13 protein-coding genes and 1 riboswitch are annotated in these 12,388 nt (G+C 63.9%); of the genes, 9 read left to right on the forward strand and 4 right to left on the reverse strand.

The features are described from left to right. Positions 1-82: 82 nt before the first annotated feature. Together nrdR and ribD are read left to right on the forward strand one after the other, a co-directional pair. A complete protein-coding gene (gene nrdR / locus ABRP17_RS11245) occupies positions 83-604 on the forward strand; it encodes a transcriptional regulator NrdR (protein ID WP_188326053.1) in 522 nt (173 codons plus the stop codon). 16 nt (positions 605-620) lie between these two features. Beyond that, positions 621-1,709, forward strand: a complete 1,089-nt coding sequence (gene ribD, locus ABRP17_RS11250) for a bifunctional diaminohydroxyphosphoribosylaminopyrimidine deaminase/5-amino-6-(5-phosphoribosylamino)uracil reductase RibD (RefSeq protein ID WP_349985038.1) — start codon at positions 621-623, stop codon at positions 1,707-1,709. A gap of 97 nt (positions 1,710-1,806) precedes the next feature. Here the strand turns inward: ribD and ABRP17_RS11255 are convergent, their stop codons facing one another. Continuing rightward, positions 1,807-2,430, reverse strand: coding sequence for a hypothetical protein (locus ABRP17_RS11255; protein ID WP_349985039.1), 624 nt, complete (start codon positions 2,428-2,430; stop codon positions 1,807-1,809). Between the two features lie 158 nt (positions 2,431-2,588). Further along, a riboswitch (FMN riboswitch) is annotated at positions 2,589-2,740 on the forward strand. A 74-nt stretch (positions 2,741-2,814) separates the two neighbouring features. Here ABRP17_RS11255 and ABRP17_RS11260 point away from each other — a divergent pair. The 5 genes from ABRP17_RS11260 to thiL all read left to right on the forward strand — a co-directional run bounded on the left by ABRP17_RS11260 (position 2,815) and on the right by thiL (position 6,592). Then, complete coding sequence (locus ABRP17_RS11260) at positions 2,815-3,417, forward strand: riboflavin synthase (protein WP_349985040.1); 603 nt, start codon at positions 2,815-2,817, stop codon at positions 3,415-3,417. After that, complete coding sequence (ribB, locus tag ABRP17_RS11265) at positions 3,414-4,514, forward strand: 3,4-dihydroxy-2-butanone-4-phosphate synthase (protein WP_349985041.1); 1,101 nt, start codon at positions 3,414-3,416, stop codon at positions 4,512-4,514. Before ABRP17_RS11260 ends, ribB begins: the two co-directional genes overlap by 4 nt. Positions 4,515-4,594: 80 nt before the next feature. Beyond that, positions 4,595-5,062 (forward strand): 6,7-dimethyl-8-ribityllumazine synthase, encoded by a 468-nt coding sequence (gene ribH, locus ABRP17_RS11270; protein WP_188326058.1) that lies wholly within the window; start codon positions 4,595-4,597, stop codon positions 5,060-5,062. Then, the gene (gene nusB, locus ABRP17_RS11275) at positions 5,059-5,538 is read left to right on the forward strand and encodes a transcription antitermination factor NusB (protein ID WP_188326059.1); all 480 of its coding nucleotides are present in this window, start codon (positions 5,059-5,061) and stop codon (positions 5,536-5,538) included. Before ribH ends, nusB begins: the two co-directional genes overlap by 4 nt. Before the next feature lie 91 nt (positions 5,539-5,629). Further along, positions 5,630-6,592, forward strand: coding sequence for a thiamine-phosphate kinase (gene thiL / locus ABRP17_RS11280; RefSeq protein WP_349985042.1), 963 nt, complete (start codon positions 5,630-5,632; stop codon positions 6,590-6,592). A gap of 25 nt (positions 6,593-6,617) precedes the next feature. Here thiL and ABRP17_RS11285 read toward each other — a convergent pair whose 3' ends face one another. Genes ABRP17_RS11285 through ABRP17_RS11295 form a run of 3 tightly spaced genes read right to left on the reverse strand, consistent with a single transcriptional unit; the run spans position 6,618 to position 9,015 of the window. Continuing rightward, complete coding sequence (locus ABRP17_RS11285; protein ID WP_349985043.1) at positions 6,618-7,619, reverse strand: fimbrial protein; 1,002 nt, start codon at positions 7,617-7,619, stop codon at positions 6,618-6,620. 43 nt (positions 7,620-7,662) lie between these two features. Next, complete coding sequence (locus ABRP17_RS11290) at positions 7,663-8,427, reverse strand: fimbria/pilus periplasmic chaperone (RefSeq protein WP_349985044.1); 765 nt, start codon at positions 8,425-8,427, stop codon at positions 7,663-7,665. 36 nt (positions 8,428-8,463) lie between these two features. Next, positions 8,464-9,015 (reverse strand): fimbrial protein, encoded by a 552-nt coding sequence (locus tag ABRP17_RS11295; RefSeq protein ID WP_349985045.1) that lies wholly within the window; start codon positions 9,013-9,015, stop codon positions 8,464-8,466. 196 nt (positions 9,016-9,211) lie between these two features. Between ABRP17_RS11295 and ABRP17_RS11300 the strand changes: the two genes are divergently transcribed. Both ABRP17_RS11300 and ABRP17_RS11305 read left to right on the forward strand, forming a co-directional pair. Next, positions 9,212-11,797, forward strand: coding sequence for a fimbria/pilus outer membrane usher protein (locus ABRP17_RS11300; protein ID WP_349985046.1), 2,586 nt, complete (start codon positions 9,212-9,214; stop codon positions 11,795-11,797). After that, the gene (locus tag ABRP17_RS11305) at positions 11,794-12,378 is read left to right on the forward strand and encodes a fimbrial protein (protein WP_349985047.1); all 585 of its coding nucleotides are present in this window, start codon (positions 11,794-11,796) and stop codon (positions 12,376-12,378) included. Before ABRP17_RS11300 ends, ABRP17_RS11305 begins: the two co-directional genes overlap by 4 nt. Positions 12,379-12,388 lie beyond the last annotated feature (10 nt).

Consider the following 12,388-nt stretch of genomic DNA (forward strand, 5'->3'; position numbering starts at 1 on the left):
GTTTGCCGCGCATGGCCATCTCCAGTACCGTGGCGACGCTGCCATGACCACGGCATGACGTTTCCACTACGCAAGGCGCTCCATGCATTGTCCGTTCTGCCAACATGCCGATACCCGGGTGATTGATTCGCGCGTCTCTGAAGACGGTGCGACGATCCGCCGCCGGCGTGAGTGCGAGGCCTGCAACGAGCGCTTCAGCACCCTGGAAACCATCGAGCTCAAGCTGCCGACCATCATCAAGGGTGACGGCAGCCGCGAGGCATTCGAGGCGCGCAAGGTCCGCGCCGGCTTTGACCGCGCGCTGCAGAAGCGACCGGTGCCGGAAGAAAAGATCGAATCAGCGGTACGTGCGGTGGTGCACCAGCTGCGGATCTGCGGCGAGCGTGAAGTGCCCTCCATCCGCGTCGGCGAGTTCGTGATGAACGAGCTGCGCAAGCTGGACCATGTCGGCTATGTCCGTTTCGCGTCGGTGTATCGCAGCTTCGGCGATGTGGCTGATTTCCGCGAGGAAATCGAAAAGCTGGAGCGTGAACTGCCCGCCAGCACCGAGCAGTTGCAGTTGCTGGGCGATGTGATCGCCCTGACCAAGAAAAAGAAGAGCTGAGCGGGACCGGCGCTGCATGACCGGGTTTTCCGCCCTCGATCATCTGCACATGGCGACCGCCTTGCGGTTGGCGGAGCGCGCGGCCTACACCGCACGACCCAACCCGATGGTGGGCTGCGTGATCGCCCATGGCGAGCGGGTGGTCGGGCAGGGCTGGCACCAGCGCGCTGGCGGACCGCATGCCGAGGTATTCGCCCTGCGCGAAGCGGGCGAACAGGCACGCGGCGCCACGGCCTACGTCACCTTGGAACCCTGCGCCCACTATGGCCGCACGCCACCTTGTGCGCTCGCGCTGATCGAGTCCGGCGTTACGCGTGTCGTGGCGGCCATGCGTGACCCCTTCCCGCAGGTCGATGGCGGTGGATTCGACCTGCTGCGTGCGGCGGGCATCGAGGTCAGCGAGGGGCTGATGGCCGCGCAGTCACGTGAATTGAACCGTGGCTTCCTGTCGCGTGTGGAACGCGGCCGGCCGTGGGTGCGGGTCAAACTTGCGGCCAGCCTGGATGGTCGCACGGCGATGGCGGACGGCACGTCCAAATGGATAACCGGCGCTGCCGCACGTGAAGACGTGCAGCATTGGCGTGCACGGGCTGGCGCGATCCTGACAGGCGCCTCCACGGTGCTCGCCGACGACCCGCAGCTGACGGTGCGTCTGGCCGACACCGAGGTGCTGCCGCCGTTGCGCGTGGTGCTGGATGCGCAACTCCGCTCGCTGGAATGCGCGCGCGTGCGCGAAGGCCCGGCGCCGACGCTGTACCTGCATGACCCCGCCATCAGCGCACCCGATGCGGCCGATGCGCAGTTTGCCAGCGTGCCGTGCGTCGGCGGCCGCCTGGACCTGGCGGCGGTGCTGGCGCTGCTCGGCGCGCGTGGCATCAACGAACTGCATACGGAAGCCGGCGCGACCCTGTCAGGTGCCTTGATGGCAGGCGGCTGGGTGGACGAATTGCTGCTGTACCAGGCGCCGACCCTGCTTGGCGAGCATGGCCTGCCGTTGTTTGCAGGCCTTGGCGTGCACGCCATGCAACAGCAGCACCGCCTGCAGCTGATCGATCAATGCCAGGTGGGCACCGATCTGCGGCTGCGGTTGCGCCCCGCGGGCTGAGGCACCACAGCACACGCAACGCAGGTCCTGCGCGCGCGGCAGAAACAAAAACGGCTTCCCGAAGGAAGCCGTCAGAAACGCCTGTTGATCGCGCGGATCAGAAGCTGGCGCGGATACCGGCCGAGTACTGGGTCACGTCTTCGATGACCTGCACTTCACCCACCACGCCCCACATCGGGGTGAGGTTGATCTGGCCGCCGACGTTGCCGACCCAGGTGCCGTCCATGTCGCTGCCATCCATGTAGCCACCCTTCAGCCACGCTTCGGTGCGTGCCGACGGCTTGCCGCGCACACCGAACATGCCGCGGGCTGCATTGGTGTGGTCCTTGTCGCTGACGGTGGCGAAGCCGGTCTGCTTCAGCGTCACCTTGGCGTTCTGGCGGACCCACGCGATGTCCGCGGTGAAGTCGACGCGGTCGCTCATGCCCATGTTGTAGCCGATGCCCAGTTCCGGCTGGTCCAGCTCCAGCTTGATGCTGCCGCCGGTGAAGCCATAGGACTTGGATACCTGCGACCAGGCACCGAACAGATAGACCTGCGGTGCAATGGCAAAGGAGCCGCGGACGTAGCCACCGTCCACCTTGGGATCGTCCAGCAGGTCGTCGTTAACCTTGAACTGGGTCCAGCCGGCTTCGGCGTAGGTGTAGCTCAGGCCCTCGGCGGCGAGGGCCGACAACGGCGACAGGGCGAGCAGGGAGGCGGCCAGCAGCATCTTGCGCATGCGTGTGAATCCTTGAGTCAGCGTTCCATTGCAGGCAGCCGGTACAGCTACCCGGGGCGACGTCGTTGTCGCGCTCGGCGGCATTTTAATGAATCTTTTACAAAAAGCGAGCCTTCAGGCAGGCCTGTTAGAATGCGTGCGCCGGTTCGCCGGTATACAAACGTCTTCAGGGCGGGGTGCGATTCCCCACCGGCGGTAGGTGCCTTCGGGCATGAGCCCGCGAGCGCTCCGGTCCACCTTGGGCGGGAGGTCAGCAGATCCGGTTCGATGCCGGAGCCGACGGTGATAGTCCGGATGAAAGAAGACGGTGCCACGGGGCGTGATGCTCCGTGCGTACCTGTTTGCCTTGCGGCGTTTTTCGCTCACTACCCGCGGAGAACGTTCTTGTTTACTGGAATCATTGAAGGCGTCGGCCGTCTGGCCGCGCGCGAAACCCTCGGCGGCGATGTCCGCTTCACTTTCAACGTCGGCAGCCTGCCCTTCGACAGCGTGCAGCTGGGCGAGAGCATCGCCATCAACGGGGTCTGCCTGACGGTCATCGCATTCGATGCGCAGACCTTCCAGGCCGATGCGTCGACTGAAACCCTTGGGCTGACGACGCTGGGCAGCCTGGCGGAAGGGGCGGTCATCAATCTGGAGCGCGCGATGCGTCCGACCGATCGCCTCGGCGGGCATCTGGTCAGCGGCCACGTTGACGGGCTGGGGCAGGTGCTGTCGATCCATGACGATGCGCGCGCCCAGCGCTGGCGCTTTGCCGCACCGAAAGCGCTGCGGCGGTATATCGCCAAGAAGGGATCGATCTGCGTCGACGGCGTGAGTCTGACGGTGAACGAGGTGGATGACGAGGGCTTCGAGGTCGCGTTGATCCCGCACACCGTTTCGCACACCGCCTTCGCCGCCAGCACCGTCGGCAGCGCGGTCAACCTGGAAATCGACCTGGTCGCGCGCTATGTCGAGCGTCTGCTGGGTAAAGGAGCACGCGCATGAACTTCGCCCCCATTCCCGCGATCCTGGAAGACATCCGTCTGGGCCGCATGGTGGTCATCGTGGATGACGAAGACCGCGAAAACGAAGGCGACCTGATCATGGCCGCTGAGCTGGTCAAGCCAAGCGACATCAATTTCATGGTCACCCATGGACGTGGCCTGGTGTGCCTGCCGCTCACCCGTGAGCGTGCCGCTGATCTGGGCCTGGCGCCGATGGTGCAGGCGAACACCGCCCAGTTCCAGACCAATTTCACCGTCAGCATCGAGGCGGCGGAGGGCGTTACCACCGGTATCTCCGCCTATGACCGTGCGCACACCATCCGCACGGCGGTGAAGCCCGATGCCAAAGCATCGGACCTGCATCAGCCGGGCCATATCTTCCCGTTGATTGCCCAGCCCGGCGGCGTGCTCACCCGCGCCGGACATACCGAAGCGGGCGTGGACCTGGCGATGCTGGCAGGGCTGGAGCCGGCCGGCGTGTTGGTGGAAATCCTCAACCCCGATGGCAGCATGGCGCGTCGCCCTGAACTGGAAGTCTTCGCCCGCGAACATGGCTTGAAGATGGGCTCCATCGCCGACCTGATCGCCTATCGCCTGGCGACGGAGAAGACGGTAGAGCGCGTTGATGAGCGTGAGATCGAGACCGAGTTCGGCGGCTTCACGCTGGTGACGTACCGCGACCGGATCGCCCACGACCTGCATTTCGCGCTCGTACGGGGCACCCCCGACGCGCAGACGCCGACGCTGGTGCGGGTGCAGGTGGAAAACCCCCTGGCCGACCTGCTGCACTGGCGACGCGATGATTTCGGTGTCGCCGCCACCGACGCGCTGCGCGCGATCGCGGCTGCCGACAGCGGGGTGATGGTGGTGCTGTCGGCCCCGCGTGACAGCGAGACGCTGCTGTATCGCCTGCGCCAGCAGCCGCAGCCGGTCACGCCGGGCAAGGACAAAGATGTAAGCCAGTGGCGGCGTAACGGCGCTGGCGCGCAGATCCTGTCCGACCTCGGGTTGGGCAAGCTGCGGGTGCTGGGCACGCCGCGCCGGCAGATCGGTCTGGCGGGTTATGGGCTGGAGGTAGTGGAAACCGTCGGCTGTTGAGGTAACCCGCGGCTGCCGCCACGCACGGCGGCAGCCCGTACACGGTAAACTTACCCCCCACTCAGGTCCCCCAACTCCCCATGAGCCATTTCGAAGGCGATCTTCGCTCTCCCGGATCGGCGCGCTTCGCCATCGTGGCCAGCCGCTGGAATGCCCGCATCACCGATGCGCTGGTCACCGGTGCCCGTCAGGCATTGGCCGGCAACGGCGTCGCAGAAAGCGAAGTGGATGTGATCCGCGTTCCGGGCGCCTGGGAAATCCCCTTGGTCGCCGCACGTCTGGCCGCTGCACATCAGCACGCGGCCATCCTGACCCTGGGCTGTGTGATCCGCGGTGACACGCGTCATTACGAACACGTGGCCGACCGTTGTGCTGAAGGCTTGATGCGCGTGCAGCTGGATTTCGGCGTGCCGGTGCTCAATGGCGTGCTGGCGGTGGAGCGTGCCGAGGATGCCGAAGCGCGTGCCGGTGGCAGCCACGGCAACAAGGGCGAGGAAGCCGCCTTGGCGGCATTGGAAATGATCAATCTTCTGGAGCAACTGCCATGAACAAGACCACCCAGGGCAGGCCGTCCGGCAGACCCGTTCGCCGTGATGGCGTGGATCCGGTACTGCGCTCGCGCGCGCGCCGCCGTGCGGTACAGGCCATCTATGCGTGGCAGATTTCAGGCGGCAACGGCCAGTCGTTGGTCGCCCAGTTCGCCCACGAACAGGCGCGCGAGGTGGCCGATCTGGCCTACTTCGAGGCGCTGGTGCATGGCGTGCTGGACAACCGTCGGGATCTGGATGAGGCGTTGTCCCTGTTCCTGGATAGAAGTGTCGAGGAAGTGGATGCGATCGAACGCGCGGTACTGCGCCTGTCGGCGTACGAGCTGCGTTTCCGCGCCGACATTCCGTATCGCGTGGTGATCAACGAAGCCATCGAGTCGGCCAAGCGCTTCGGTTCCGAACACGGCCACACCTTCGTCAACGGTGTGCTGGATCGCGCCGCGATCGAGTGGCGCAAGACCGAAAGCGGTCACTGACCGATGTGGTAGCGCCGAGCAACGCTCGGCGGCAACCCTTCAGCGCGGCTCGCCAGCTCAGCCGGTCATGGGCCCGCACCCTCGGAGCACCATGTCACTCGCCGAATTCGCCCTGATCGAACGTATCCGCGCCCGCAGCAAGGGGCGCGATGACATCGTGCTCGGCATCGGCGACGATGCGGCGCTGCTGCAGCCGCTGGCGGGTCACTGGCTGGCGGTAACCGCCGATACGCTCAACAGTGGCGTGCACTTTCCCGCCGAAACGCGGCCGGCCGATATCGGTTGGAAGACGCTGGCGGTCAATCTTTCCGATCTGGCCGCCATGGGTGCCACACCGGCTTGGGGCACGTTGGCGTTGTCGCTGCCAAGCGCGGAAGCGGAGTGGATCGACGCGTTCGCCGACGGCTTTTTCGCGCTGGCGGACGCGCACGATTGGCGCCTGATCGGTGGGGATACCACGCGCGGCCCGCTGTCGCTCTCGGTCACCGCGTTCGGTCAGGTGCCGCACAGCCAAGCACTGCGCCGCGATGGTGCGCAGGTTGGCGATGATATCTGGGTCAGCGGCACACTGGGCGACGCGGCGGGTGCGTTGCAGCTATGGAAACGCGGCGAGCTCGATGTCACCCGTATCGCAACCGATCCGACCATCGAGTTCCTGCGCCAGCGTCTGTTGCGGCCGACGCCGCGGATAGCGCTGGGACTGGCGCTTCGGGGGTTAGCGAGTGCTGCCGTGGATGTTTCCGACGGTCTGCTGGCCGACCTCGGGCATATTGCGGTCAGCAGCGACGTAGCGGTGAGGGTGGATGCTGCACAAATCCCGGTGTCTGTGCCCTTGCGTGGTGCCTTGGGAGATGACGGCGCGCTGCGCTGCGCCTTGCACGGTGGCGACGACTATGAGCTTTGCTTTACGGCACCGCGCTCGCTACGAACCACCCTCGGCAGCCTTTCCCGGGTGGTGTCACCCACCCTGACCCTCATTGGTGCGGTATCCGCCGGGACAGGCATGCACTGCGCGGGTTACTCGGGTCCGCGTGGGTACGAACATTTCTCATAGGCGGGCCGACCGGCGACGCACGCGATCACTGATAGTCGGCTCTCAGTATCGCCTTTCCCTCCAAGGTACCCGCTGACAGGTCATCTCCGGTCCGCAGATAACGAGCGGCAAAGGGTATGGCGTTGGCACCCGCACGAACGTTCGAATGTTTCCACGTTTGACCGAAGGTCACCGGCTTGCCGTCACGAAGCAATTGCACGGCGACGCCCTTGGAAGTAGATCCTGCGCCTGGCGTCAGCTCGCTACCGGTATTGGTGGCGGCAGCCGCATCATTCAGGGTCAGCTGGACGGGAACGCGGTCCGACGGGCAGTCCATCATCACCTGGAATTGTCTGGTCCCGGCGTCGCTGTGAACGACGGGAAGTTCGCTGGCACGCACGTCTGGCAGCGCGACCGTGACATTGTCCAGGCGACAGGTCAATCGAGGTATGGATATCGCGAGTGATAGTGTGTGTTCGATGTTCCCGTCATTGATATGTCCCTGCAGATAGGTATACGCCTTGAGTATGTTGGACTCGACCCCGTTCATTGGGCCGCCGCGCGAGAACAGTCTGTAGTGCATCCTGATCCTTACATGTTCGCCGCCACCGACACTGATCTCGCTGGTTCTAGCGGTGTAACGGTTGGTGTCATTGGCCGTAAGCGGCGTGGGGGTATTCGGGGATGGGGCGGCGCTCTTGTGGGCTCGGAATATGATCAGTGGACTTGCAGAATTCCAGCCGTAGGCCGGGTATCGCTGACCATCCACCTCGATGTAACGGACGAAAGACAGCTGTCTCATCTTCGTAACCGTAATCAATCCCAGGTCGGTGCGCGGGCAGGGGCTCACCTCTGGTCCCGGTCCCACGAGGCCCTCCCACCCGGTCAGTGCAACATCGCGGGCAAGTTCGTTCTGGACTGTGATGGAACTGTCGAAGGTGTCGGCGCCGTGCACGCTGCAGGCGAGCGCGCTCGTGGAGGCCAACATGCTGAAGGACGCCAGGGCCAGAAAAAATCGGGTTTTCGGCGCTGTTTCGAGGCGGGACATAGGCGTAGTCGTGTAGTGGTGGGGGCGGCGGAGGGGGCTTTCGTTACCGTGAATCTTCAGCGGGTACGCGCTGCACCTGTACTGGAGATTGTTGATCCCGCTGCGCGCCGTAGTCGTCCAGCCAGGAGAAGCTCACCCGATCCGATGCCGCCGATCCGGGGGGGAGCACCGAGCGGTGCTGGCCGTGCGGTGGAATCATGCTGGCCTCTAGCTCAGTGGTGTCGTTCACGGAGATCTTTGTCACTGTCACGTGGAAAGGCCCCGGGTTGGTAGCGGTAAGCCAGCGGGTGCCTCCCTCGTTCTGAATCTGCCAGCGCAGGGAAGCCGCAGCGGCGGCAGCGGTGCCCGGCAGGCCTGGGGGCCGGTAGAACAGCTTGATGCGCGAGCGGACAGCGAACCGCAAGAGGTTCTGCTCGGCGGTGTCTTCCTGTTCGGGAGGAATATCCAGGAGATTGAAGTAAAGCACCGATTCGCGATCTGTCGGCAGTGCTTCGGAGGGGCGTGGTGCGTAAGTGATGCGAAACATGTGCGACGCGCTGGGCTGTATCACACGAGGCCCTGCGGGCGTGATGCGGAAAGGCACTTTCAACCGTTCAGGAGCGGCCCTGCTGTCGCCGGTGTCGATCCAGGCCTGGGTCATTGCGGGCGCGTTGCCATCGTTGCTGATTCTTACCGTGGTATCGCGATGAAGACTGCCGTCAACGACGATGCGGGTGCCCTCGATGGTGACCGCGGCCGATGCGGGAGGCGCAGCAGTTGCCAGCATCAACAGAGGGGCTGCCAACGCGGCGCGGGAGAGGTAGTGCATGGAGAGAGCCTCCAGAAACAGGGAAAGGGATGCTTTTCAGCGATAGATCAGCGTGAGCTCAGCGCGAGCGTGCACCGAGCCTGCGGTGGCGCCACTCCCTAGAGGGACGAGCGCGGCGATGAAATCCAGCCGCCGCTGACCGCCGGCGGGCACGTTCACCAGAGTGATCGGCTGCTCGTCCATGCGCAGTTTTTCACCCTGGCCGGTGAGGATGGCGACCCCTATCCGGGTCGCCGATGAAGGGCCATCCAGCGCGATGGCCCCCGTCACCGGGTCGGCAGGGCCAGTCAGCTGCAGACCGATCTGCTGCGCGCCTGTCGAACCCGGGCAACTGACCGTTATGGCGAACGCCGTGTCGTCGCGCCGGGTGAGGGAGTTGATTCTGGAGAGTGAGGTGCGCCCGAGATTGATGTGGATGAGGCCGTTGGAGTCGTTGACGAGGCAGGTGCTTGCGGTCACTTCGCCGGTGATCTCAAGAGGTGTTGCCGCGCACGGAAAGGCGAGCCCCGTGCATAGCAGGGCTGGCAGCGTGAGAGACGCTCGGATTTTCATCGGCTTCAGGGTGTCCTGCGGGGAAGGGGCGATCACGAAATGCCAGTTTCATTTATGCCCGTCTGTGCCGAGTATCAGGAGATATGTGTATTTACATAGGAAGACTTTATTGAATGCCACACGATGTTCGTGATGGTGGATTGAAAATTTCCCAGTCGTAGTGGGGCAGGCGGCTGCCTATGTAGATGTAATCAGCGATAGGTAATGCCGCTGATTTTGTGCAGATTTCCCCATGTATGAAGGATTCGCCGTCACGCACCATGTCGCCTCGTCGAAGCGTTCATTGGCGCCATGGTGCGTACACCTTCGCCTTCTTCCTGCGGACGTCATGCGCGATATGGTTTCAATTTCCCATTTACTGCCAAAGGGCAGACCTCACTGGCGTCACATCGTGGCTGCTGCTTATCTATCGTCAAATGCGTTCTGCATGGCGGCGGCAACGGCCGCATCTCCGCGTTTCAGCCCCGGATTTCTGGTCGGCGATGCAGCGGATGCTCTGGGCCATTTCGAAAGCGGTTCCGTCAAACCCGGGATCTATGTGCTGGATGTGATGGTCAATGGCCAGTTACTGCGCCAGGAAAGCGTCACCTTTGTTGCGGATTCTCCAGACAGCGCGGCCATGCCCTGCGTGAGCGCAGCGCTGGTCCACGGGATGGGGGTGAAAGCGAAGTTCCTGCAGGATCTGCCCGAAGATGTGCAGTGTGTGGATCTTCCCCGGTGGATCGATGGCGCCTCCGTACAGTACGACGAAGCCGAACTGCGGCTGGTCATCAGCATTCCTCAGGCGGCCATGGCATCGTTGCCTGGCGGCCATGTTCCCCTGGCATCGCGGGAGCAGGGCATCACGGCGGGCTTCATCGATTACCAACTACAGCACAGGGGGGTGCAAAGAGAGTCCGTGCTGTCCATAGGCACGCGAATGGGCTTCAACATAGGGGCGTGGCGCTTGCGCCACGATGGCTGGTTCACCCATGCGGCCGGCGGTTCACGCTGGCGGGACGGCCGGACGTCGCTGCAGCGCGACCTGCCAAACAGCGGCACTCGCCTCCAGGTCGGGCAGGAGTTCACGCCCGGGTACCTCTTCGACAGCGTTGCGTACACGGGTATCCGGGTCGCCAGTGACAGAAGGATGCTGGCAGATTCGCTGGAGGGCTATGCCCCCGTGGTCAAAGGCGTAGCGCAAGGCACTGCCACGGTCAGTATCCGTCAGAACGGCAGGTTGATCCGTGAGTTGGTGGTGCCCCCTGGCCCTTTCATCATTGAGGATCTGGTTGCGGGAGGCGGTGCCGGTGATCTTGATGTCAGTGTCACCGAGGCGGGCGGGCAGACCCATAGCTTCCGCGTGCCATTTTCGGCGGTTCCACAGGCATTGCGTCCTGGCGTACAGGAATTCAGCGTCGTTGCGGGACGGCTCGATCCCCATTCCAGCATCGGCACTCTGCCTACGGAATTCATCGAGGCCACCTTCGGCCGGGGCCTGGATAACCGGTTGACGATGTTGTCTGGAGTCCAGCTCTCATCCCGGCAGAAGACGTTTCTGATTGGCACCGCGTTCAACACCGCGCTGGGCGCTATCGGCCTGGACGCCCGGGATACACACGTCCGGCGTCGTGGTGGCGTAGAACGGGGGCAAAGCTACCGGGTCAACTACCAGCGCCTGTTTCCCGGTCCCGGGACGGGCGTGGGCGTGACCGCGTGGCATTCCAGTGGGGCGGCCTCGCGTGGCCTGATCGATCTCTGGCCGGGCCCGCTGTCGCCGTCCACCGCGCGGCCTGCACCGGAACCGCATGAGGCGGCATTGCAGCGGCTTCAGGTGAACCTGTCGCAACGCCTTGCAGATCACAGCTCACTGTTCGTCAGCTATGGACGGGAGGCCGCCCGTACCGATCTGCAGGCGGGCTTCAGCGGGCGCATCGGAAGCGTGAACTACTCGCTCACCGCGCTGCGCTACCACCATGGCGAAGGCGAGGTGGACACGCGGTGTTCGTTTTTCATCAGCATGCCGCTGGGGAGTCCGGCGAGCAGACATCACGTGTCCGGACATTTCAGTCCCGGCGCGAATGCGCGTTCCCAGATACGCCTGTCAGGCGCATCCGGGGCGCGTAACGAGCTGAACTACGACGCTTCTGCGGGCAGTCTCGGATCGTCCCGGTTACTGGATGCCCATGCGAGCTATCAGGGCGGCCAAGGTGCCCTTTCGGCGGGATATGGTCGGGAAGGCCGCCGCGAGACGTGGCAGGTATCGGCTGCGGGCAGCATCGTGTTGCATGCCGATGGCCTGACGTTTGGCCAGAGTCTGGGCGATACCGTCGTCCTGGTTCAGGCAGTGGGTGCCACAGGTGCACACGTTCGCAGCGGTCATGAGCTGCGGATTGGGCGCAACGGTTATGCGGTGATGCCCTCAGCCAGCCCCTATCGGTGGAACCAGATAGAGCTGGATCCTGCCGGTCTGCCGCTGGATGTGCAGCTGCTGCAGACTTCGCAGCGTGTCGCCCCGACGGCCGGCAGCATCGTGCGTGTGCCGTTCCAGGTCCGCAGGCAGCGAACCCTCTTCATCGATGCAGTTGATGCCCAAGGTCAGCCACTGCCATTCGCCGCATCGGTGCAGGACGAGAGCGGCCGCTCGATTGGGGTCGTCGGCCAAGGCAGTGTCATCCGACTACAGGGCGCTGCTGAAAGCGGTGCCCTGATAGTCGATGCGCAAGGGGCACGGCGCTGCCGCCTTGAGTACCAGCTTCCCCAGGCTGCAGATGTCTATGGCCTGTCCTGGAGCCAAGGCACCTGTGTTCCGCAGCTGCCTGATACGGCGACGCGGTGAACGCCTTCAATCACCACCGCCTGTTCCATCCCGATCGTTCAAACCAACCCGAAGAGATACCTATGATTTACTCACGTACTTCCATCAAGTGGACTGCTTGTCTGTCCGTGCTGGCCGCGATAATCGCCAATCCCGTGCCTGCACGGGCTGATACAGCCACACTTACCGTCACGGGCACGATCCTTCCGGGCACGTGCAAGCTCACCATCAGTCCAGTGACCCTGGCTCCCCTTAAGGCCGACCAGGTTGTAGGCGGCGACCAGGGCATGGTCGAGGGCGCGTTGAAGTTCGGTGGTTGCGTCGGTGTCACCAAGGCGCAGCTGACTTTCACCGGTGCCGCAGAGGGTACGGACTACTGGAAGAATCAGGCTGGTGGTATGGCCGCGGCCGGTATCTCACTGGTTCTCAAGGATGGTGAAAAGTTCGACGCCCTTGTGAAGCCCAACGGTGCGCGTACCTTGAACGTCGCGACTGACACGGCAAGTCACCCGTTCAAAGTGGGCTATCACCACGTTGACAACGCAGACTTCACCACGGGCGATGTCAAAGCGGATATTACCGTGACTGCCACCTACGAATGATTCCCTGCTT

It is taken from the genome of Stenotrophomonas sp. WHRI 8082, from assembly GCF_040223995.2.
In the GTDB taxonomy this organism is placed as follows: Bacteria; Pseudomonadota; Gammaproteobacteria; order Xanthomonadales; family Xanthomonadaceae; genus Stenotrophomonas.